Source organism: Rahnella sp. NRRL B-41462, from assembly GCF_003263525.1.
GTDB lineage: Bacteria > Pseudomonadota > Gammaproteobacteria > Enterobacterales > Enterobacteriaceae > Rahnella > Rahnella aceris.
The window spans coordinates 17,948-39,749 of the sequence record NZ_JYDF01000059.1; the positions used below are offsets into that span (position 1 = coordinate 17,948).

19 protein-coding genes are annotated in these 21,802 nt (G+C 53.9%); 3 read left to right on the forward strand and 16 right to left on the reverse strand.

From position 1 onward, the window contains the following. Positions 1–105 precede the first annotated feature (105 nt). The 8 genes from UC14_RS15350 to UC14_RS15385 all read right to left on the reverse strand — a co-directional run bounded on the left by UC14_RS15350 (position 106) and on the right by UC14_RS15385 (position 7,678). On the reverse strand, positions 106–1,803 hold the full coding sequence (locus UC14_RS15350) for an NAD-dependent malic enzyme (RefSeq protein ID WP_013574749.1): 1,698 nt from the start codon (positions 1,801–1,803) through the stop codon (positions 106–108). 158 nt (positions 1,804–1,961) lie between these two features. After that, positions 1,962–2,846 (reverse strand): cytidine deaminase, encoded by an 885-nt coding sequence (gene cdd / locus UC14_RS15355; RefSeq protein ID WP_112198017.1) that lies wholly within the window; start codon positions 2,844–2,846, stop codon positions 1,962–1,964. 173 nt (positions 2,847–3,019) lie between these two features. After that, the gene (locus UC14_RS15360) at positions 3,020–3,754 is read right to left on the reverse strand and encodes an arginine ABC transporter substrate-binding protein (protein ID WP_013574751.1); all 735 of its coding nucleotides are present in this window, start codon (positions 3,752–3,754) and stop codon (positions 3,020–3,022) included. A 227-nt stretch (positions 3,755–3,981) separates the two neighbouring features. Then, positions 3,982–4,650, reverse strand: a complete 669-nt coding sequence (gene artM / locus UC14_RS15365) for an arginine ABC transporter permease ArtM (protein ID WP_112151156.1) — start codon at positions 4,648–4,650, stop codon at positions 3,982–3,984. After that, positions 4,650–5,366 (reverse strand): arginine ABC transporter permease ArtQ, encoded by a 717-nt coding sequence (artQ, locus tag UC14_RS15370; RefSeq protein WP_013574753.1) that lies wholly within the window; start codon positions 5,364–5,366, stop codon positions 4,650–4,652. Before artQ ends, artM begins: the two co-directional genes overlap by 1 nt. A gap of 12 nt (positions 5,367–5,378) precedes the next feature. After that, positions 5,379–6,110: an arginine ABC transporter substrate-binding protein gene (artJ, locus tag UC14_RS15375; RefSeq protein ID WP_013574754.1), complete on the reverse strand. Its 732-nt coding sequence runs from the start codon at positions 6,108–6,110 to the stop codon at positions 5,379–5,381. A gap of 47 nt (positions 6,111–6,157) precedes the next feature. Beyond that, positions 6,158–6,886, reverse strand: coding sequence for an arginine ABC transporter ATP-binding protein ArtP (artP, locus tag UC14_RS15380; RefSeq protein WP_015689572.1), 729 nt, complete (start codon positions 6,884–6,886; stop codon positions 6,158–6,160). A gap of 210 nt (positions 6,887–7,096) precedes the next feature. After that, positions 7,097–7,678, reverse strand: a complete 582-nt coding sequence (locus UC14_RS15385) for a lipoprotein (protein ID WP_013574756.1) — start codon at positions 7,676–7,678, stop codon at positions 7,097–7,099. 187 nt (positions 7,679–7,865) lie between these two features. On the opposite strand from UC14_RS15385, the gene UC14_RS15390 reads away from it, so the two are divergent. Both UC14_RS15390 and UC14_RS15395 read left to right on the forward strand, forming a co-directional pair. Then, entirely contained in the window at positions 7,866–8,192 is a 327-nt protein-coding gene (locus UC14_RS15390; protein WP_013574757.1) for a heavy metal-binding domain-containing protein, read from the forward strand. Then, complete coding sequence (locus tag UC14_RS15395; protein ID WP_112198006.1) at positions 8,189–9,037, forward strand: N-acetylmuramoyl-L-alanine amidase; 849 nt, start codon at positions 8,189–8,191, stop codon at positions 9,035–9,037. Before UC14_RS15390 ends, UC14_RS15395 begins: the two co-directional genes overlap by 4 nt. A gap of 22 nt (positions 9,038–9,059) precedes the next feature. Here UC14_RS15395 and UC14_RS15400 read toward each other — a convergent pair whose 3' ends face one another. The 7 genes from UC14_RS15400 to UC14_RS15430 form a co-directional block, all read right to left on the reverse strand. Then, positions 9,060–10,094, reverse strand: coding sequence for an NAD(P)-dependent oxidoreductase (locus UC14_RS15400; RefSeq protein ID WP_013574759.1), 1,035 nt, complete (start codon positions 10,092–10,094; stop codon positions 9,060–9,062). Between the two features lie 156 nt (positions 10,095–10,250). Next, positions 10,251–11,705 carry a DUF2867 domain-containing protein gene (locus UC14_RS15405; protein WP_112151154.1) on the reverse strand — a complete coding sequence of 485 codons (1,455 nt, stop codon included), beginning with the start codon at positions 11,703–11,705 and terminating at the stop codon, positions 10,251–10,253. Positions 11,706–11,787: 82 nt separating this feature from the next. Continuing rightward, entirely contained in the window at positions 11,788–12,801 is a 1,014-nt protein-coding gene (ltaE, locus tag UC14_RS15410) for a low-specificity L-threonine aldolase (protein ID WP_112198007.1), read from the reverse strand. Positions 12,802–12,878: 77 nt separating this feature from the next. After that, positions 12,879–14,600, reverse strand: coding sequence for a ubiquinone-dependent pyruvate dehydrogenase (gene poxB, locus UC14_RS15415; RefSeq protein ID WP_112198008.1), 1,722 nt, complete (start codon positions 14,598–14,600; stop codon positions 12,879–12,881). Positions 14,601–14,895: 295 nt separating this feature from the next. Continuing rightward, entirely contained in the window at positions 14,896–15,909 is a 1,014-nt protein-coding gene (gene hcr, locus UC14_RS15420; protein WP_112198009.1) for an NADH oxidoreductase, read from the reverse strand. A gap of 6 nt (positions 15,910–15,915) precedes the next feature. Further along, positions 15,916–17,568 carry a hydroxylamine reductase gene (hcp, locus tag UC14_RS15425; protein WP_112198010.1) on the reverse strand — a complete coding sequence of 551 codons (1,653 nt, stop codon included), beginning with the start codon at positions 17,566–17,568 and terminating at the stop codon, positions 15,916–15,918. Between the two features lie 166 nt (positions 17,569–17,734). Further along, entirely contained in the window at positions 17,735–18,634 is a 900-nt protein-coding gene (locus UC14_RS15430; protein WP_013574765.1) for a lysine exporter LysO family protein, read from the reverse strand. A 189-nt stretch (positions 18,635–18,823) separates the two neighbouring features. Between UC14_RS15430 and UC14_RS15435 the strand changes: the two genes are divergently transcribed. After that, positions 18,824–20,557 (forward strand): ATP-dependent endonuclease, encoded by a 1,734-nt coding sequence (locus tag UC14_RS15435; RefSeq protein ID WP_013574766.1) that lies wholly within the window; start codon positions 18,824–18,826, stop codon positions 20,555–20,557. Here UC14_RS15435 and UC14_RS15440 read toward each other — a convergent pair. Continuing rightward, positions 20,554–21,543: a VirK/YbjX family protein gene (locus UC14_RS15440; RefSeq protein ID WP_037036068.1), complete on the reverse strand. Its 990-nt coding sequence runs from the start codon at positions 21,541–21,543 to the stop codon at positions 20,554–20,556. The genes UC14_RS15435 and UC14_RS15440 overlap by 4 nt on opposite strands. Positions 21,544–21,802: the final 259 nt, after the last annotated feature.

Consider the following 21,802-nt stretch of genomic DNA (forward strand, 5'->3'; position numbering starts at 1 on the left):
ATTACTTCTTAATCTGCGCGACGTACTGCAATTTGGACGAAAAAAAAGACCAATGCATAAGGCATTGGTCTGGATCATAGCCGGACTTCTTTTACTACCGTCGGATCAGAAAGACGTGCGCTTATAACTTCGGTACTGCGGTGCCCAGAAGTTGTGCTCAATGGCTTTCGACAGAGAATCTTCTGACGTTACCATCGCCACGCCCTGCAACTGCGCGGCCTTACCGACGGCCATCGCGATGCATTTAGACACGCCCTGAATATCGTCAACGTCCGGCAGCAGCGAGCCTGTGCCTTCTGTGGCCAGCGGCGAACACTCTGCCAGTGTTCTGCTGGCGGCCATCAGCATCCCGTCGGTAACGCGGGTGGCGCCCGAGGCAATCACACCCAGCCCGATCCCCGGGAAGATGAAGGAGTTGTTGCACTGTGCGATAGGGTAGAGCTTGCCTTTGTGGCTCACCGGTGCAAACGGGCTGCCGGTGGCGACCAGCGCGGCGCCGTCTGTCCAGTTCAGGATATCGGCAGGTGTGGCTTCCACGCGGGACGTCGGATTGCTCAGGGGCATCACCACCGGACGTGCACAGTGTTTGTGCATTTCGCGGATAATTTCTTCGGTGAACAGCCCCGGCTGGCCGGAAACGCCGATCAGCACGGTTGGCCTGGCGTTACGCACCACATCCAGCAGGGAAACGCTGTCGCTTTCCATGCCCCAGCTGGCCAGTGCGCTGCTTTTCTGCACCAGTTTGCTCTGGAAATCCAGCAGGTTAGGCAGTTTATCGGTGAGCAAACCAAAGCGGTCGACCATAAAGACTTTGGCGCGGGCTTCTTCTTCGCTCAGACCTTCAGATTTCATCTGCGCAACGATTTGTTCTGCGATACCACAACCGGCAGAACCCGCACCGAGGAAGGCGACTGTCTGATCGCTCAGTTTGCCCCCGGCGGCTTTACTGGCGGCAATCAGGCTACCCAGCGCCACGGACGCTGTGCCCTGAATATCGTCGTTAAAGCAGCACAGTTCATCACGGTAGCGTTCGAGGATCGGCATGGCATTCTTCTGTGCGAAATCTTCAAACTGCAGCAGCACATTTGGCCAGCGGATTTTTACGGCCTGAATGAACTGATCAACAAACGCTTCATATTCTTCACCCGTAATGCGCGGATGACGCCAGCCCATGTACAGCGGGTCGTTGAGTAACTGCGGATTGTTGGTACCGGCGTCCAGAACCACCGGCAAGGTATACGCCGGGCTGATGCCGCCACAGGCGGTATACAGGGAAAGCTTACCGATCGGAATGCCCATGCCGCCGATGCCCTGGTCGCCCAGACCGAGAATGCGTTCGCCGTCAGTCACCACCACCACTTTTACGTGTTGTTTGGTGGCGTTCTGCAACATGTCATCGATGTGGGCGCGGTTGGGATAAGAGATGAACAGGCCACGGGCGCGGCGGTAGATATCTGAAAAGTGTTCGCAGGCCTCGCCGACGGTCGGGGTATAAATCACCGGCATCATTTCGCTGAGATGGTTGTCCAGCAGACGGTAGAACAGCGTCTCATTGGTGTCCTGAATGTTTCTCAAATAGATGTGTTTATCGATGTCGGTTTTGAAATTCTGAAACTGGCGGTAGGCACGGTCAGCCTGTTCTTCGATGGTTTCCACCGCTTCCGGCAGTAAACCGTGAAGGTTAAAGTTGCTGCGCTCTTCTTCAGTAAAAGCGCTGCCTTTATTCAGTAACGGAAACTCTAACAGGATCGGGCCAGCGTGGGGAATGTACAGGGGGCGTTTACTTTCGTATTCAAGTTCCATCGTTTTACTCTTCCGGTTTTCAGAATGTTGTTTTTTATATTTCGGAGCGGTGAGGGTAACAGAGAGGAAATAAGGATTTCAAATGACAAATGTAATGACAATGTTATGTAACTAAAGACTCCGGAAACAGAGTCTTTAGTGTTAACCGGCTCACACTATCAGCAGGTCAGCGTGGTGATATCTTTGCAGCCCAGTGCTTTTAACGTGGCACGCGTGGCATCGTTTTGCGTGATCAACGCATCTTTTTGCTCGACCAGTACTGCACGGCGCACTTTCAGGCAATCTTCACCTGACATATTCAGCAGGATTAACGCGGCCTGCAAAGGAGGCAGGCTCGGATTGAATGCGGCGTTTTCGGCGTAACGGCCACCGAACTGTTTGCCGTTATGAGTTTCCAGCGCCACACCACTGTGCGACTTACTGTAAGGCGCATGACTTTGATTGCAGGCATCCAGTGCCATGAGTGCCAGGGAGTCGGTGCTTTCCAGTGTGTAACCGTGATTCACTTGGTCCATCAGCAGGGTGGTGATGTCCAGATCCTTCGGGCCGAAGGAGTGCGGCAGATAATCGCCAAGTGTTGCTACATCACGATCGGGCAGATGGATATCCAGCGCTGTGCCGCTGGTCAGCTCATTCATAAACTGACGACAATGCCCGCAAGGGGTGTAATTCACGGTGATGGAGGCCAGACGGGTTTCACCACGCAGCCAGGCGTGCGTGACTGCGGATTGCTCAGCGTGAACCGTTTGTTGCATCGGCGCACCGGCGAATTCCATGTTGGCACCGAAATACAAATTGCCTGAAATTCCGCGTGCAACCGCACCGACATTGAAATGAGAGATAGGCGTAACGGAACAGGCTGCGGCCAGAGGCAGCAGGGCAAATGCCAGCGCGTCATCGTCCAGTCCGGTAGCCTGTTTTATCTGCGCAACATCAGCCGCAGTGAGCATTGCCGGGAAGTCATCATGACGCAAACACGGCTCAAGCGCGGAGGATAAATTTTCAGGGAGTGCCGCAAAGGCGGTGTGAAAACGTGCGTGCATAAACATTCGATCTCGCAGTGATTACGGTTGAACAGTGTAAAAGTCATTCCATGAATGTAGTGTGATGAATGTCACTTTTTCGATGTAATAAGTTCTGCTTCGTTGCATATTTGGGAGATGTTACGCAGAACAGCCGCCTTTCCAGACGGCTGTTAAAAAAGGATGACGGGGAATCAGTGAGCCGGGAACCACTTGTCATTGATCTTTTTAAATTCGCCGTTAGCTTTGATCCCTTCCAGCGCTGTGTTCAGCTTCGCCAGCAGTTCCTTATTATCAGGACGCACCGCCATGCCGACGCCGGTACCAAAGTATTGCGGATCTTTAATCAGCTCGCCGACTTCACCCAGATTCGGGTTGGATTTCAGCCAGCCGTTCAGCACGGCGGTGTCGCCTAACAGCCCGTCCAGACGACCACTTTTCAGATCCAGAATCGCATTCTGATAGCTGTCGTAACCGACGGTAGTGATTTCAGGATGCTTTTCCATCAGGTATTTCTGGTGCGTGGTGCCATTTTCCAGGCCAACACGCTTACCTTTCAGATCCGCAATAGAAGCAAACTTGCCTTTCGGCCCGATAATCATTGCCGTGTTAGCGTAGTAAGGCTGGGTGAACGTCACCTGTTTACTGCGCTCTTCCGTGATATCCATACCGGAAATAATCACATCGAAACGACGGAATTTCAGTGCCGGGATCAGACCATCAAACGGCTGATTGGTGAAGGTACAGGTTTCCTGCATTTGCTTACACAGCGCGTTCGCCAGGTCGATATCAAAACCAATAATCTGGTTGTCAGCGCCGATAGATTCAAACGGCGGATACGTGGCGGAAGTACCGAAACGAATGGTGTCCGCAGCGGTGGCAGTGAAAACCGTGGCAGACAAGAGGGCGGCGAGGATCAGCTTTTTCATGCAATATATTCCTGTTCAAAAAATGACATTCCCTTCATGGTACAGTTTACTGATTTTATTAATTTAATCGGGTAACTGGCAGGAAGTGAAACCTGAGAACAAAGTGCCACTAAATGAATTTATATGCAATAAATTTGATTAAAAAATTATAAATTGAAACAGGGGGATGTTTTTTCCGGCACAAAAAAAGGGACGATTTCTCGTCCCTTCAGATTCTTCTCTGGCTATCAGTTACGGCGTTCAAATGCCAGTGCACGACGCTCAATCAGGCGCATCATCAGGGTCAGCAACCCGTTCACGCACAGATAAACCACACCGGCCGCACCGAATACCATCACGTCATACGTACGACCGTACATCAGCTGGCTGTGACCCATCACATCCATCAGCGTAATGGTGTAGGCCAGCGAGGTACTTTTAAACACCAGCACCACTTCGTTGGAATACGATGACAGCGCGCGTTTAAAGGCGTACGGCAACAGAATGCGCAAGGTTTGCGGCTTCGACATGCCAAGTGCTTCGCACGACTGCCACTGGCCGGACGGAATAGCGCGTACCGCACCGGTAAACAACTGTGTGGTATATGCCGCACTGTTCAGCGCCAATGCAAACATCGCGCAAAGCCACGGCTGCGACAGGACTTCCCATAACCACGGAATTTCGCGGATCGACGGAAACTGGCCCGGTCCGTAGTAAATCAGGAAGATTTGCACCAGCAACGGTGTGCCGGTAAACAGCGTGATGTAACCTTTAACGATCTGACTGGCAACCGGCACTTTCAGCGTCAGAACGACGGTGAAAATCATCGCCAGTAACAGTGCAACAATCAGTGCCGCCACGGTCAGTGTCAGGCTGGTGTGCAATCCTTTCAGGACTTCAGGTAAATATTCCCACATCAGGATGCACTCCGTTCAAAGCGTGTGGTACGCAATTCGATACGTTTAATCACGAACTGGCTGAACAGGGTAACAAGCAGATAGATACACGCCGCAATCACATACCAGGTAAATGGCTCCTGCGTACGGGTCGCAATGCTTTTGGTTTGCAGCATCAGGTCGTTCACGCTGATAAGGGATACCAGTGCGGTATCTTTCAGCAGCACCAGCCACTGATTACTCAGCCCCGGCAACGCATGACGCCACATCTGCGGCATGATCAGGCGGAAGAAAATCGCCGACTTTTTCATGCCCAACACCTGACCGGACTCCCATTGCCCTTGCGGCACGGCTTTCAGTGCGCCGCGCAATGTCTGCGATGCATAAGCCGAATACAGCAGGGAAAGGGCGATCACACCACACACAAACGGGCTGACTTCGAAGTTCTCAATCGGCAACTTGATCGGTATGGCGAACAGGCCAAGGTTGATGCTGAAGCCATCGGCCAGCACCATCAGCAGTTGTGAGGAACCAAAATAGATGAACAGTACCACCAGGATTTCCGGCAGACCGCGCAGCACGGTAACCCACGCGGTGCCCAGCCAGCTAAGCGGCTTCCACGGCGCGGATTCCCAGACTGCGAAAATCATCGCCAGCACCAGGCCGAGGATCAGCGCACAAACGGCAAGGCCGACGGTCATCCCGGCGGCGCTTGCTAAAGGTTGGAATTCAGTCATTGATAGGCAAACTTATTGCTGGAACCATTTTGAATACAGCGTCTTGTAAGTGCCGTCTGCTTTCACTTTTGCCAGAGCATCATTCAGTTTAGTCAGCAATTCGGTATTGTTCTGACGAACCGCAACACCCAGGCCGGTACCGAAGTAAGTCGGGTCAGTGATTTTGTCACCCACAGCGGCCAGATTTTTGTTCTGTTTCAGCCATTCATTCACCACGGCGGTGTCACCGAATACGGCATCCAGACGACCGTTTTTCAGGTCCAGTACGGCATTCTGATAGCTGTCGTAAGGTACGGCGGTGATTTCAGGGTGCTTATCCATCAGGTATTTCTGATGAGTCGTGCCGTTTTGCATACCGACTCGTTTGCCTTTCAGCGCAGCAACGTCAGTGAACTGACCAGAATGGGCGATGAAAATAGCAGAGTTATCGTAGTACGGGTTGGTGAAAGCCACTTGTTTCTGACGTTCAGGCGTGATGTCCATACCGGAAATCACCGCGTCAAAACGGCGGAATTTCAGGCTCGGGATCAGGCTGTCGAACGCCTGATTGGTGAACGTACAGGTTGCCTGCATCTCTTTACACATGGCGTTCGCCAGATCGACGTCAAAGCCCTGGATCTGATTGCTGGAGTCTACAAACTCAAACGGAGGATAAGACGCTTCCATCGCGAAACGGATGGTATCAGCAGCGCTGGCAGACAAACTGACGGTAGCCAGAACCGCGGCAATTACTAATTTTTTCATCGCAAACTCCGTAGAAACATCAATCAATGTATTGATAGAAATACAGTTTAGTGGGAAAGGTAGCTGGCAAACTCTTTGGTTTGCGGCTGTGCGAAAACGGAGGCATCGCCTTGCTCGACAATGCGGCCATTTTCCATGTACACCACGCGGCTGGCGGTCTTACGCGCAACTTCAACTTCGTGGGTCACGATAACCTGAGTAATGCCGGTGCCGGCCAGTTCGCGAATAATGCTGACGATCTGGGCGGTGATTTCCGGGTCAAGCGCGGCGGTAGGTTCATCAAACAGCAGAACCTGAGGCTCCATCATCAGCGCACGGGCAATCGCCACACGCTGTTGCTGGCCACCGGAAAGATGCAACGGAAAACGATCGGCGTAATCGGTCAGACGCAGACGGGTCAGCAATTTCTGGGCACGCGCGAGCGCAACGTCTTTGGTCAGCCCCAGCACTCGCATAGGCGCTTCCAGTAAGTTGTCGAGCACCGTGCGGTGCGGCCACAGATTGTATTGCTGGAAAACCATGCCGACGTTCTGACGCAATTCGCGAACGGCTTTTTCATCCGGTTTGCGGGTGAAATCGAAGGTATTACCGGCGATCTGCAAAGTGCCTGAACGCGGCATTTCCAGCAGGTTCAGAACACGTAACAGGGAGCTTTTGCCTGCACCACTTGGGCCGAGTAAAACCAGAGTTTCACCGGCAGGGCAGTCGAGCTGAATGTCAAAAAGCGCCTGATGCACGCCGTAGAAGCAGTTGATGCTATTAAGTTGAATACTCATGCGCAAATAGTGAATAGCCATTGATGCCGCAGATGGTAACTTCCGCAGCATAGTTATGCAACGATCGCGGCTTAAAAATTATGTGTTACCGCAGGAATGCCAAAGTGTAGCACATCATATTGTTAAACCGCTGTGACGGGGATGTTGGTCAATGACGATATTCATCACTGACCCACATTATGCAACCGCTATTTTAGAGAAAGGAATGGCTTACTGGTGTTCTAAAACCTGGCGCAGTGTGCCACTTGAAGCGAAATCGAGGTTTGCCATATAACGCACATCATCAACCGTCCAGCATTGGCCTTCACGCACCATCAGCACTTCATCTTTCCAGCTTGTCGATGCGCCTTTGTCTTTCTCATGTGTGAAGGTGACACGCAGGGGAATGTTACGGGCGTCGGTGTTCGGTATGGTGGAGGCGCTGTCTACGGAGGCAGACGTCGGTCCATCAAACAGGCTGGAGAAAATGTCACCATCGCCAGAACCAGCACCCGTTTTCTCGTTCGGTGAGGCGGCGATATCGACTTTCGGATGTGACTGCGCTTTCAGCAGCGCATCATACAATGCGGTGCTCAGATAAGGTCGGTATGCCGCCAGTTGGCTGGAATTGGGTAATCCGCTGCCGCCTTGTTTAATGCGAAAATCATAGAATTGCTGAGCAACGCTGTCAGGGCCGCCATCGACACAGGGTGCGGTGCGGCTGCCAATGTCCTTATATGCAGGTTCTACCGTGGTGCAGGCACTTAACATCAGTACCAGCGGGATGGCGGCGACAAGGGTTTTCTTTTTCATTGTATTCCTTACTGAAAGATTGAACATTTTCACCATGACGTTCTTTACCATACAGTATAAAACCGATTTGGCTTAATGCATGACGAAGAGAAATCAGTCAAAGGTAATACCTTGATCTCTCAAGCAGGGTTTATGCTATTAATGACATTATTGCCAGGATTTGGACGACAACTGATAAGGAATACGCATGCAAATTTCAACCACTCCGACCCTCGAAGGTTTCACCATCGCTGAATATTGCGGCGTAGTGACGGGCGAAGCGATTTTAGGGGCAAATATTTTTCGTGATTTCTTTGCTGGTGTGCGCGATATCGTCGGTGGGCGTTCCGGCGCTTATGAAAAAGAGCTGCGCAAGGCGCGTGAAATTGCTTTCCGTGAACTGGAAGAACAGGCGAAAGAGCGCGGTGCGAACGCGGTTGTCGGTATTGATATCGATTATGAAACCGTGGGCAAAGACAGCAGCATGCTGATGGTCAGTGTGTCCGGCACCGCAGTGATTGTGCATCGCAAATGATCTGTCAGCGTGTGAAACGGGGTCTGTTCACTGTCGCATTACTCATGCTGGCCGGTTGTCAGCACGCCAGCCAGCAGGGCGCGGATGCGCCATTCCGGCTGGAAACGGCGCGACAGGCGCAGGGCGCAGATCAGCGGATCCGTTTTCTGGTGATCCATTACACCGCTGAAGATTTCAACAACGCATTAAATACGCTTACAGATGAGCACGTCAGCGCACATTATCTGATCCCGGCGCAACCGCCACTTGAAGCGGGTAAACCGGTGGCGTGGCAACTGGTGCCTGAAAATATGCGCGCCTGGCATGCCGGTGCCAGCGGCTGGCGCGGGCGTACCAATCTTAACGATACGTCGGTGGGCATCGAACTGGAGAACAAAGGCTACAGCAACTATTTGCTCGGCAAAAAATTCTATCCGTTCCCGCCTGCGCAAATAGATTTACTGGCTAATCTGAGCCAGGAGATTGTCGCGCGTTATCAGATAGAACCGCGCAATGTGGTGGCGCACAGCGATATCGCGCCGCAGCGCAAAGATGACCCCGGTCCGCTGTTCCCCTGGCAGGAAATGGCCGAACGTGGGATTGGCGCGTGGCCGGATGCGGCGCGGGTGAATCAGTATCTGGCGGGACGTAATCCGCAACAGCCTGTCGATCAGGCGCAGTTGCTGGTGTTGCTGAAAGCGTACGGATATTCAGTGGAAGATAATATGACGCCGCGTCAGCAGCGTCGGGTGATTGCGGCATTCCAGATGCATTTCCGCCAGAGTGATTATCGCGGCCATGCGGATGCTGAAACTGAAGCGATCGTCCGGGCGCTGTTACAGCAGTTTCCGGAGAAGAACGACTGAAACCAGCGACTGACCTGTACGGTCAGTCGCGTTTCGGACCGATGCCGTGCAGCCCCTGAAGTTTACCGTGATCGCGTAACCAGTCGGCGGTGCGGATAATCCCCTGATCGAGTGAAATCACCGGCACATAACCGAGTTCTTTCTGCGCACGCTGTGTGTCGAGCGTGAGATCGAAATTGAGTTTTGCCACACTGTAATGCGTCAGCACCGGTTCTTTCTGCGAGCTTTTGCTGATGCGCTCCATGCCCCGCGCCATCATATCCAGCAGCGGATACGGTACCGAACGGATGCGATATTTGATATCCAGATTTTCCATCAGTTGTTTCACCAACGTACACAGCGGACGCGGTTGCTGATTTGTAATATTGAACGCGCGACCTGATTCTGTTGCCTGCGACTGCGTCGCCAGCCACATTGCATGCACGGCATTCTCAACGTAGGTCATGTCCACCAGCGCTTCTCCGCCGCGTGGCAGCATCAGTGTTCCGCCATATTTCAGCATTTGCAGCAAACGCGGCATCATGACGTTGTCGTGCGGGCCGAAAATGCCCTGCGGTCGCAAAATGGTGAAATGCGTTTGTGGATTCGACAATGCCAGCGTGTGGATCACCTGTTCACCGGCGGCTTTGCTGCGTGCAAAGGAGTTGGCGAAACGGTGCGGGCGAAAGTCTTCCTGAATATCACGGTGATGGTGAAAATCGAAGTAGATCGCCGGTGACGAAATATGCACGAAGTTTTCCACACCATATGCCGCGGACCATTCACCCAGACGCCGTGTGGCGCGCACATTCGCCAGCTCGAATTCCTGTTCACTGCCCCACGGCGACATCAGCCCTGAGCAGTGCCAGACGGTATCGATATCTGCCAGCAGGGCTTTGGCCTGAGCAGACACCAGCGTGGTGAGATCGGCGTGAATAAATTCTGCGCCCATTTTCTGCAAAAGCGATCCCATGGCGGCATTCCGTCCCGTCGCCCTGACTTTGATGCCTTTATTTCGCAGAAACTCAACGGCATTTCTTCCAAGACCGCCGCTCGCACCGGTAACCAAAACCTTCATATACAGGCCAATGCCTTCATAAATAGAGAAAAATTGTTGTCAGCGTCGGGGTTCTGGCACCCCTGAGCAATAAGGGTGCCATTCTTTCGTGAAATTGTGCGGGTTGCAATGGGAAAGGGGGAAAGCTGTGTCTGAAAGCAGATTAAATGACCCTCTTTAGCGTCCGCAACGGTCTTTCTGCCGGGCAAGGCTGGCGATGCGTTTTGCCATACCACGAAAAATAAACTGATGAGCGGGCATCATACTGAACCAGTAAAGCAGGCCGCTGAACCCTGCCGGATGCCACCAGGCGCGCACATCCAGGCTGCGGCTTTCACCGTGGTCGGTAATCGTGAACGTTAAACGACCGAGCCCCGGCGCTTTCATGCCGAATAACAGCGCCAGTTCGCGCTGAGGTTTCAGGCCGATCACTTTCCAGCCATCAATTTTATCGCCAGGTTTCAGGAAATCACGATCCGGACGGCCGTATTTCACGCCGCCGCCGAGTAAATCGTCGATCCGTGCCCGCGTTTTCCACAAACCGTTGGCATAGAAATACCCTTCAGCGCCCCCAAGCTGCTGAATGACTTTCCATAATGCGGCTTTTGACGCCGACGTTTCCAACGTGAAACCCGCCTGTTTCGGATAATAACCGTAGCCTGGACGCCAGCGCGCACGGGCGTCAGGATCGTATCCCCAGTCCGGTGAATCCATGATCTGTTGCTGTTCTTTTTCCAGCGTACTGCGGATCGCCTCATCAATGGGGATCAGTGTTTGCGGGATCAGCTTTTGCAGTTTCTCACTGTCGGCCGGTAAATCGTGGTTCAGCCCCTGGATCAGCGCTTTTGCCAGTGACGTCGGCACGGAGGTGATCAGGCTGAGAAAATATACCGAAACAAAAGATGTTGGCAGGGGAACGGGGAGCAGCCAGCGGCGTTTACCGCTCATCGCGATAAAGCGTTTAAACAGCGTCTGATAGCTGATGTATTCCGGCCCCGCCGCCTCCAGAATCTGATTTTCTGTGGCAGGCAGTGTCACCAGCCCCTGTAAATAATTAAGCAGATTTTCCAGTGCAATGGGCGATGACTTTGAGCGAACCCAGCGCGGCGGCGTCAGCACCGGCAGGTTGTACACCATGTCACGCATCACTTCGAACGCGGCAGAACCGGCACCAATCACGATGCCGGTGCGCATTTCCGTCACCGGAATGGTACTCATGCGCAGCAAATCGCCGGTGAGTTTTCTCGCCTGCAAATGCGCTGAATGATTGCCTTCCGGCTGCATTGAGCCGAGATAAACAATGTGCTTAATGGAGGAATCTTTCAGTGCCAGCAGAGTGTGCTGCGCCGCCTGCCGTTCTTTTTCCAGTAAATCATCATCTTCTGCCATGGCGTGAACCAGATACACCAGCACGTCAGCGCCTTCAAAGGCGGCAGCCAGCGTTTTACTCTGATAGACATCCGCGAAGCAGCAGCGGACGTTTGGCCATTTTTGCTGTTGCAGCCATTCGATACGGCGTGCGGCGGCCGTGACCTTGAAACCTTGCTGGCTCAGATGCGCCGTCAGATGTTGTCCGATATACCCGCTGGCACCGAGAACGACGATCCGGCCAGTGTGTGTCGTGATTGGCATTTCCATTTGCTCGGTCAGTGTAAGGGAGATAAAGCAGAAAGTACGGCGATACCCGCGCAGGCTATCGCCGTCAACCGGATTGTCAGGCGTGCTGATGCAGGAATTCCTGCCACAGCGCCACGACTTTTTGCAGATCTTCACGACTGATATTGATATGCGTCAGCACGCGTGTGACCGGCCCCGCACTGATGATCACACCGCGCTCCTGCATCCACGGCCCCATTTTGGCCGCCAGTTCCGCGCTTTGTTTAATGTACAGCACATTGGTTTGGGCACCGGGTTCAGCGATTTCTACGCCGATTTTGCGCAGTTCCTGTGCCAGCCACTGTGCATTGTCGTGGTCATCTTGCAGACGTGAAACGTTATTTTCCAGCGCGTAAATTGCTGCTGCGGCCAGAATACCGGACTGGCGCATACCGCCACCGGTCATTTTGCGCCAGCGGTTAGCACGCTGGATGTACTCTTGGCTGCCGACCAGAAGGGAACCAATCGGTGCGCCCAGACCTTTCGACAGGCAGATGGTCAGCGTGTCGCAATACTGAGTGATCTCACGTAATTCCACGTTCAGTGCCACTGCCGCATTCATGATACGCGCGCCATCAATGTGCAGTGCCAGCCCTTTTTCACGGGTGAAGGCGAACGCCTTTTGCAGATAATCCAGCGGAAGCACTTTGCCACTGTGGGTGTTTTCCAGGCTCAGCAGACGGGTCCGGGCAAAATGGATATCATCGGGCTTGATGGCTGCCGCGATCTTATCCAGCGGGATAGAACCGTCAGCATCCATGTCCAGCGGCTGAGGCTGGATACTGCCGAGCACCGCGGCTCCACCTGCTTCATACATATAATTGTGAGCTTTCTGACCAACAATATATTCTTCGCCACGCTGGCAGTGCGTCAGCAACGCCACCAGATTGGCCTGCGTACCGGTTGGTAAAAACAGCGCCGCGTCTTTGCCACACAACTTTGCCGCCATGTCCTGTAAAGCATTTACCGTTGGGTCATCGCCGTAGACATCATCGCCGACTTCAGCGCGGGCCATGGCCTGACGCATAGCTTCACTGGGGCGGGTTACGGTATCACTGCGTAAATCGATCAACGTGGCTTCCTTCTGGGTGAATGCCCCTTAAGGGGGCAGGTATGATTATTTAATCATGCACTATAGCCCTGTCGGGGTTATCGCAGCCAGTTGGTTTTTGCCAGTTCGACCACTTCGTCGCCCCGGCCGCTGATCACCGCGCGCAGCATGTACAGGCTGAAGCCTTTTGCCTGTTCGAATTTTATCTGCGGTGGCATCGCCAGTTCTTCAGTGGCGGTGATCACATCGATCAGCACCGGCCCCTCGTAGGCGAACGCATCCTGCAAGGCGGTGTCGATATCGGAGGATTTTTCAACCCGAATACCTTTGATGCCAGCAGCTTCAGCGATAGCGGCGAAATCCGGGTTTTTCAGCTCGGTGCCATCCGTCAGATAACCGCCGGATTTCATTTCCATTGCGACAAAGCCCAGTACGCTGTTATTGAAAATAATGATTTTCACCGGCAGCTTTTGCTGCGCCAGCGTCAGGAAATCCCCCATCAGCATGGCAAATCCGCCGTCGCCGCACAGCGCCACAACCTGACGTGAGCGGTCAATGGCCTGCGCACCAATCGCCTGCGGCATGGCGTTGGCCATCGAGCCGTGATTGAACGAGCCGAGCAAACGGCGCTGGCCGTTCATTTGCAGATAACGACACGCCCAGACGGTCGGCGTGCCGACGTCGCAGGTGAAAATCGCATCGGCAGCGGCAAAGCGGCTAATCTGCTGCGCCAGATATTGCGGGTGGATCGGTTGCTTGTCGTTCGGCGTCGCCAGCCCGTCGAGATCTTTGCGCGCTTCCTCGTAATGCTTCAGCGCCTTGTCGAGGAACTTGCGTTCATTTTTTACCTGCAACTGCGGCAGAAGGGCGGTCAGGGTGGATTTGATGTCGCCGACCAGCGCCATATCCACATGGCAATGTGCACCGATGCTGCCCGGATTGATATCAATCTGAATGATTTTGGCATCGGTCGGATAAAACGCGCGATACGGGAATTGCGTGCCGAGCAGGATCAGCGTGTCGGCATTGAGCATGGCATGATAACCGGAAGAGAAGCCGATCAGCCCGGTCATACCGACGCTGTACGGGTTATCCCATTCGATATGTTCTTTGCCGCGAAGTGCATGCACCACCGGCGCTTTCAGGGTTTCAGCCAGTCTGATCACTTCATCGTGCGCACCCGCGCAGCCGCTGCCACACATCATCGTAATGTTGGTCGCGCCGTTCAGCAGTTCCGCCAGCTTTTCCAGTTCTGTAGGCTGTGGCGTGACTTTTGGCAGCACAGGCGGATACCAGCTGACTTTAGCATCTTCCGGCGCAGGCTTGAGCGCCACATCGCCCGGCAGCACAATCACCGACACGCCACGGTTGAGAATGGCTTTGCGCATGGCGATCGCCAGCACCTGCGGCAGTTGCTCGGGATTGCTGATCAGTTCGCAGTAATGGCTGCATTCACGGAATAATTCGGTCGGGTGGGTTTCCTGAAAGTAACCGCTGCCGATTTCACTCGACGGGATATGCGCGGCAATCGCGACAACCGGCACATGATTGCGATGGCAATCGAACAGGCCGTTGATCAGATGCAGGTTGCCCGGGCCACAAGAACCGGCGCACACCGCCAGTTCGCCGGTGATTTGTGCTTCGGCTCCGGCGGCGAATGCGGCCACTTCCTCATGGCGCGTACCCAGCCATTCGATGGTACCCATGCGGTTCAGGCTGTCGCTTAACCCGTTCAGGGAATCGCCGGTGACGCCCCAGATCCTTTTTACGCCTGCTGCCTCGAGAGTTTTCGCCAGGTATGCTGCTACGCTTTGTTTCATAGTCCCTCCGGTGCGCCCGTCATCCTTCGAGCTGCCTCTGCGTTGGCTGCTTTCGCGAACCCGGTCACATACTTATGTATGCTCCCGGCGATTCACTCAGTTGCCGCCTTGATCCAACTCGAATGATTTAGGGCTAATTTTCAAATAAGTGGATTAAGCATAGTCCACTGATTACATCCTTGAATGTTCAGCCTTAAACCATACAAAAATATGCGGAGGAGGGAGGTGAAGAATTGTAAATCTGCCCGCGCAGACTGTAAAAAGTCATGAGCGGGCAGTGAGTTACTGCGGGAGATCAGGCGAGGGTGACGTCGCCCTGGAGCTGACAGCTACAGGCCAGCACATAACCCTGAGCGACCTCTTCGTCGGTCAGTGTCATGCGGCTGGTGGTCTGGTAATCACCGGAAAGTATCCGGGTTTTACAACTGCCGCAGACGCCTGCACGGCAGGCTGCGGTGACCGGCAAACTGTGCTGTTCCATGGCTGCCAGCAATGTCGTTCCAACCGGTACGCGGTAATTCTGTAACGGTGTCAGGCGGGTCAGCGTCAGTTGCTGGTCGGCAGACACTTCAGTTTGCTGTGCCTGAAACTGCTCTTTGACGATATTCTCTGCCGTTGCGCCCAGTTGTTTCACCCATTCTCCGGCCAGTTGCATATAAGGCGCAGGGCCGCAAATCATTACCCGACGTTCACGGATATCCGGCACCTGACTTTGCAGTAGATCCTGGCTCAGGCGACCGGCGATTTGGCCGGGTTTTGCATCCTGTTCCACAAGAAGAATCAGATTAAGCTGCGGATACGCTGCGGCCAGTTGCTGCCATTCTTCGGCAAAAATGATGTCCTGCGGGCTGCGCACGCTGTAAAACACCTGCACGCTTTGCGCCGGATGATGCGCCAGAATATCGCGCGTGATCGACATAACTGGCGTCACGCCACAGCCAGCCGCCAGCAACAACAAAGGCTGTGGCGTATCGCAGGTGAATTCCCCCTGCGCATCGCTCAGCCAGAGATAATCACCGGCTTTCACCTGCTGCGTCAGCCATGGCGAACCTTCGCCGCCCCCGATGCGGCGCACCGTCAGCTGAATAAAGCGGCTATTGCCCGGTGTGGAAGACAGTGTATAGGCACGCTGTACGTCACCACTCTGGCCAATATTCACCAGAGCAAACTGGCCGGGACGGTACGAATACACATCGTGATTAATCAGCGACAGCGTGCGGACATCCGGCGTTTCCTGTGTGACGGAATACACCTGCATGCGGTTCTGGCACAACGCGGTCGGCTGATCGGGAAATAAAGGAAATTTCATGTCAGCTTACTCCGGCAGCATGGTTTTCAGATCCTGCTCAACCGAGGTGATTGCGCGCAGGCCAAATTTTTCATTCAGGATCGCCAGCAGGTTATCGGTGAGGAAGGCCGGTGCCGTCGGGCCGGTGGCGATATTTTTTACGCCAAGCGACAGCAGGGTCAGCAGGATCACGATCGCTTTCTGTTCAAACCAGGAAAGCACCAGACTCAGCGGTAAATCATTCACACCACAGCCTAATTTCTCGGCCAGATTCACGGCCAGAATAATGGCGGAATAGGCGTCGTTACACTGGCCGACGTCCAGCAGACGAGGCAGGCCTTCAAGCGTACCGAAATCCAGTTTGTTGAAGCGGTATTTGCCGCAGGCCAGCGTCATGATCAGGCAGTCCTGCGGTACGCTAAGCGCCAGATCGGTGAAGTAGCTGCGTTCTCCGCGACTGCCGTCACACCCGCCGATCAGGAAGATGTGGCGCAGTTTTTTTGCGGCAACCAGATCGATGACGGTGTCTGCTGCGCTGAGTAAGGTCTGGCGGCCGAATCCGACGGTAATTTCCTGTTCAATCTCGCTGTAACGGAAGCCCGGAAGCTGCAATGCCTGCGCAATGACCGGCGCAAAATCTTCGCCTTCCAGATGCTGCACGCCCGGCCAGCCGACAATGCTGCGGGTCCAGATGCGGTCGCCATAATTGCCGACATTCGGGTCAATAATACAGTTTGAGGTCATGACGACAGGGCCGGGGAATTTGGCGAACTCCACCTGCTGATTTTGCCAGCCGCTGCCGTAGTTACCGGCCAGATGCGGGAATTTTTTCAGTTCGGGATAACCGTGCGCCGGCAGCATTTCGCCGTGGGTGTAAATATTGATACCGGTGCCGACGGTTTGCTCGAGCAGCATCTGCAAATCTTTCAGGTCGTGACCGGAAATCAGAATCGCTTTACCTGCCAGCGGACGGACATTGACCGCCGTCGGTTGCGGATGTCCGTAAGCATCGGTTTCGCCTTTGTCCAGAATGGCCATCACGCCAAAGTTCATTTTGCCGATTGCCATCGCGTTCGCGAGCAGCTCGCCCATGTCGGACGGTTGCGTGCCCAGCCACGCCATCAGGCGATGATATTCGGCGTAAATGGCGCTATCAGACTGGCCCAGAACATGCGCGTGCTCCATATACGCCGCTGCACCTTTCAGGCCATACAGGCACAGCATACGCAGGCCGTGAATGTCATCACCGATCTGCGCTTTGTCACCGTTGAGCGCAAATTGCTGTGCCTGCTGTTGCAGCTCGCTGAGATTATCGCTCACCAGTTCCAGTGTGGCCAGCGGATGGTTAATGGTGATTTCCGCATCCATCAGACGGCAGCGGGTAGCCAGCGATTCGCGATAAAGAACGGCTTCACGGGCATAGCCGACGATACGCTCAGAATCGAAGTTTACGTTGGTCAGCGTGGAGAAAAAGGCGCGGGGTGCGAAGCTGTCGATCTCTTCATCAATGATGCCATACCCGCGTGCGGTCAGTGCCCAGGCAGATAAACCTTCTAACACCGCGACCAGTAAGTCTTGTAAATCAGAAGTTTCGGCTGTTTTGCCACACATACCTTGCGCATACGCGCAACCATTGCCCACCGGGGTACGGACTGTTTGTTCACATTGCACACAAAACATAATGAGGTCCTTTTAAAGTTGCATTTGAAATGCTTGTTTTTATGCAAGCCTAGAGCTGGCTGAGACAGAAATGAAGGGATTTTTAAGACAAAGTGACGCGGAGTTGATTTACCGCAAGTTTTGCCGGGCGGTTCCCGCTGCGGGATGGCAGCGGGACGGGCAGGGATCAGGCAGAAAAAAAGGCCATTAAGACCGGGGCAATCAGGCTGAGGATAAAGCCGTGCACCACGGCCGGAGGCACCATATCCAGTCCGCCGCTGCGCTGTAACACCGGCAGGGTAAAGTCCATGGATGTCGCGCCGCACAGGCCGAGAGCCGTCGAACGACTGCTGCGCACCAGTGTCGGGATCAGCATGATGGCGCAAAGTTCGCGGGCAAGATCGTTAAAGAAGGCCGCGCTGCCAATCACCGGTCCGAAAGAATCTGTCAGAACGATGCCTGAAAGCGAATACCAGCCATAACCGGAGGCGATGGCCAGCCCGGTTTTCAGCGGTAAACCCAGCAGCAGTGCGGCAAGTGCACCGCCAATCAGGGCGCTGAGGGCCACCACGATTGCTACCATCATGCCGCGACGGTTCAGGATAATCTGGCGCAGGGTCATGCTGCTGTTGCGCAGTTGCAGACCGACCAGCGCCAGCAGGAATAACAACGCGATTTCGCTGGCCTGCGACGCGAAGGTAAGCCAGTGCCATTGTGTCAGACCCAGCGCAAAACCCCCGACCACCACGCCGCACAGTTTCAGTGATTCCAGTGCCATGTGAATGCGGGACGGCAATTTTTCCTGTTTATACTGCGTTTTCCAGGGCTTGCGGCGTTCCAGCAACCACAGCGCGGCGTAGTTCATCACGAAGATGCACAGGAAACAGACGGCGGCATATTTGAAAATCAGCAGCAAATTGGTGCTGAGATTGTCCAGGAAAGCCAGACTGATGCCCATAATGAACAGGATGACGTACACCATCCAGCTCAGTAACTGGTTAACAAGATGCAACAGGGCACGGTTTTTGAGCGGAATAAGGTAGCCGGCAATCAGCGGCAAAAGAATAATTAACAGCCCGGAGTACATGATGCAAAAGTCCCTGAAAAGTAAGATCCCATGAGTGGCGCGCAGCACATAAAATGCCGCCCGCCACGCTAACGAAAAGTTATCTGACTGTAAAGCAGCTTCGGCACGCAGAGATATCTCTGCGTGCTTGACCTGAACCGATTTTTAACGCCATGCTCAGGAAAGTTTTGAGCACACAGGAGGCGTCTGATGTATCTGGAACGTGTTGATATTGTCGGTTTTCGCGGGATTAACCGCCTGTCTTTGACGCTGACGCAGCCCGCGCAACGTGGCGCATCGATTACCGGTTCTGCCCATCAGGGGCAGGCCGAATCCTTTCTGACCAACACCGTGTTAATCGGCGAGAACGCCTGGGGGAAATCCAGCCTGCTCGATGCGTTAACTCTGCTGCTTTCCCCCGAATCTAAATTGTACTGCTTTAAAGAGGAGGATTTCTATTTCCCGGCAGGCGAAGAGGAGGCCAAATCACAGTACCTGCACGTGGTGTTTACATTTTGCGAGAACCAGGCCGGTCATCATATGTCGCCGCGCTTTAATCCGCTCTCACCGCTTTGGGTGAAATGTGCCGATAAACTGAACCGTATCTATTATCGTCTTGAAGGAGAGCTGGACGACGATGGCAGCGTGATGACGCTGCGCAGTTTTCTGTCGTCCAACGGTCAGCCTTTAAATCTGACGACGATTGACCCGCTTGCGCAGGCGTTGATCCGCCTGAACCCGGTATTACGCTTACGCGATGCGCGCTTTATTCGCCGTCTGCGCAGCGAAACACTGGCGCCGCGGCTGGCAGTCAATAATGAAGAGCTGGCAAAACAGCTTGATGAACTGACGCGCGAATTGGTTCACAGCCCGCAGACGCTGAAAAACAGTGAACTGCGCAGTGGCCTGTCGGCGATGCGACAGTTGCTGGAACACTATTTTGCCGAGCAAGGGACGTCCAGCAGCGCACCCTGGCAGCAAAAGCGTCATGGCCGGGCGGAGAGCCGCCGCGCATGGCGTTCGCTGGATAACATCAATCGCATGATTGCCGAACCCAACAGCCGCAGTATGCGGGTGATGCTGCTCGGCATGTTCTCGACATTGTTACAGGCGAAAGGCTCGGTGGTGCTGCATCCGGATGCCCGGCCACTGTTACTCATTGAAGACCCCGAAACCCGTTTGCATCCGATCATGTTATCGGTGGCCTGGGGATTACTGGATCAGTTGCCGTTGCAGCGCATCACCACCACCAACTCCGGCGATTTGTTGTCGCTGGTGCCCGTTGAGCAAATATGCAGACTGGTGCGTGAGTCCGGCCGCGTCGCGGCTTACGCCATCGGTCCTGAAGGGCTGAGTATGGAAGACAGCCGCCGCATCGCTTTCCATATCCGTTTTAACCGTCCCTCGTCTTTATTCGCCCGCTGCTGGCTGCTGGTGGAAGGCGAGACCGAAGTCTGGTTGCTGAACCAGCTGGCGCGTCAGTGTGGTTATCATTTTGAATCGGAAGGGATAAAGGTTATTGAGTTTGCACAATGTGGCCTGAAGCCTCTGCTGCGTTTTGCGCGGCAAATGGGCATCGAATGGCATGCGCTGGTCGACGGTGACGAAGCCGGTCGCAAATATGCTGCGACAGTGATTGCGAACGTGGAAAACCACAATGATACGCTGCGATATCGCCTGACGGCGTTGCCGTCGCAGGATATCGAACACTTCCTGTATCGCGAGGGTTTCGAAGACGTTTACCGCAAGAATGCGGCGATACCGGACAATGTGCCGATGTCGCCGAGAAGAATTATCGATAAAGCCATTCACCGCAGTTCGAAGCCAGATCTGGCGATTGATGTGGCACTTGCGGCCTCGTTGCGGGGAACCTCGTCTATTCCTCCGCTGCTGCGGCAAATGTTTTCCCGCGTGGCATGGCTGGCACGCGGCAGGGCGGATTAAGCGGCGTGGCTGTTTTCGGTTATCACGGGGTTGCCATGTCCGCTGGAAAAAGTGTGACGGATCTGCGTTTCCAGATCGTCTAACAGCTGGTAACGGCGACGGTATTCCGAGCGTCGTTTACTGGCGATTTCTTCCAGCGGGCGATGGGCAATCTGTGAGGGTAAGTGGAAATAACCGTCATCGCCCGGTTTAGCATCCAGCGTTTCCCAAAAACTGTCGTAATCGGCAAACACCATGCCTTTGCGTTTTTTGTAGCGCGGGTTTTCATAAATATGGGTGTGATTTCCCACCGCCACGATTTGCTGCATGCCGGTGACGTCCGCGAGTGTGGTCAGCGCTTCAATCACCAGACGTTTAGGGAATAAACCGTGGCAGGCTTTGGTCGCTGTTTGTATTTCCAGATGATCCACGTGCGCGCGTGGCCCCTGTAACGCGCCGATAAACAGCGTAGGACGCCCCTGATATTCAATAAACGAAAACGTCACGATCGCAATCGGTTCACCCTGCGGAGTATTAAATGTCAGGGTGGCTTCGCCTTCTTTATCGAGACGGCTGATGGCATTAAAGGCGACAAAAAAATGTTGCCCCTCTTTGCCTGTCAGCGTGGCGATCGCCATCGGCTTTTTATTCAGATAACCGTGATTAATAGCGTCGGGCAGGCAATGACCAATCATATCGTAGTGATCAGTGATGCGTTTCATCGCCTGTTGCGGCGTGATATTTGCCGACTGATACGCCCTGTGCAGCTTACAAGGCAGGCTGGGCATGGCGGTCAGGATTTCGTCGCGCTGCGGATGCTGTGCCAGATAATCAAGCATCCCAAACGTTCTGCGCGGGTGCGCCAGCGTGCGGAAGAGGAATTTGAGGCGATAGCGTGGTAATTCCCATGATGGCCCCGGCGTTATCTGACGGGTGAGCAATGCCTTCATTAACTGAAGGCCGGTAAGTGGCGCCTTTTCTACAGAAGGGTAGCTGAAAGTAGTCATGGAAATACCTGTTGTCGTGAGCCAGAGTTTTGTGGTGGCTATTTCATCAGGCCAAGAATAAACAGGTATACAACGGTGGGAATTATGGAGAAATTGCATGTAATTTGTTGAGATGATGTTTAGATTTACATCCTCATATGACGTGTCTTAGCAATTTGTGTCTAAAAAATGTACTTTTTTTCACGCTCAGGACTTGAAGCCGGAAGCATTCTCCCCCATAAATAAAAATGCCAGTCAGTAAGTGACCGGCATTTGCAGT

What these genes read in the sequence shown, in the direction of transcription:
- UC14_RS15360 (WP_013574751.1), bottom strand. Translation starts at nt 3,754, where the DNA reads ATGAAAAAGCTGATCCTCGCCGCCCTCTTGTCTGCCACGGTTTTCACT.
- UC14_RS15430 (WP_013574765.1), bottom strand. Translation starts at nt 18,634, where the DNA reads ATGTACTCCGGGCTGTTAATTATTCTTTTGCCGCTGATTGCCGGCTAC.
- UC14_RS15385 (WP_013574756.1), bottom strand. Translation starts at nt 7,678, where the DNA reads ATGAAAAAGAAAACCCTTGTCGCCGCCATCCCGCTGGTACTGATGTTA.
- artQ (WP_013574753.1), bottom strand. Translation starts at nt 5,366, where the DNA reads ATGACTGAATTCCAACCTTTAGCAAGCGCCGCCGGGATGACCGTCGGC.
- UC14_RS15405 (WP_112151154.1), bottom strand. Translation starts at nt 11,705, where the DNA reads ATGCCAATCACGACACACACTGGCCGGATCGTCGTTCTCGGTGCCAGC.
- artM (WP_112151156.1), bottom strand. Translation starts at nt 4,650, where the DNA reads ATGTGGGAATATTTACCTGAAGTCCTGAAAGGATTGCACACCAGCCTG.
- hcp (WP_112198010.1), bottom strand. Translation starts at nt 17,568, where the DNA reads ATGTTTTGTGTGCAATGTGAACAAACAGTCCGTACCCCGGTGGGCAAT.
- artP (WP_015689572.1), bottom strand. Translation starts at nt 6,886, where the DNA reads ATGAGTATTCAACTTAATAGCATCAACTGCTTCTACGGCGTGCATCAG.
- UC14_RS15390 (WP_013574757.1), top strand. Translation starts at nt 7,866, where the DNA reads ATGCAAATTTCAACCACTCCGACCCTCGAAGGTTTCACCATCGCTGAA.
- poxB (WP_112198008.1), bottom strand. Translation starts at nt 14,600, where the DNA reads ATGAAACAAAGCGTAGCAGCATACCTGGCGAAAACTCTCGAGGCAGCA.
- UC14_RS15400 (WP_013574759.1), bottom strand. Translation starts at nt 10,094, where the DNA reads ATGAAGGTTTTGGTTACCGGTGCGAGCGGCGGTCTTGGAAGAAATGCC.
- UC14_RS15395 (WP_112198006.1), top strand. Translation starts at nt 8,189, where the DNA reads ATGATCTGTCAGCGTGTGAAACGGGGTCTGTTCACTGTCGCATTACTC.
- hcr (WP_112198009.1), bottom strand. Translation starts at nt 15,909, where the DNA reads ATGAAATTTCCTTTATTTCCCGATCAGCCGACCGCGTTGTGCCAGAAC.
- UC14_RS15435 (WP_013574766.1), top strand. Translation starts at nt 18,824, where the DNA reads ATGTATCTGGAACGTGTTGATATTGTCGGTTTTCGCGGGATTAACCGC.
- cdd (WP_112198017.1), bottom strand. Translation starts at nt 2,846, where the DNA reads ATGCACGCACGTTTTCACACCGCCTTTGCGGCACTCCCTGAAAATTTA.
- UC14_RS15440 (WP_037036068.1), bottom strand. Translation starts at nt 21,543, where the DNA reads ATGACTACTTTCAGCTACCCTTCTGTAGAAAAGGCGCCACTTACCGGC.
- artJ (WP_013574754.1), bottom strand. Translation starts at nt 6,110, where the DNA reads ATGAAAAAATTAGTAATTGCCGCGGTTCTGGCTACCGTCAGTTTGTCT.
- UC14_RS15350 (WP_013574749.1), bottom strand. Translation starts at nt 1,803, where the DNA reads ATGGAACTTGAATACGAAAGTAAACGCCCCCTGTACATTCCCCACGCT.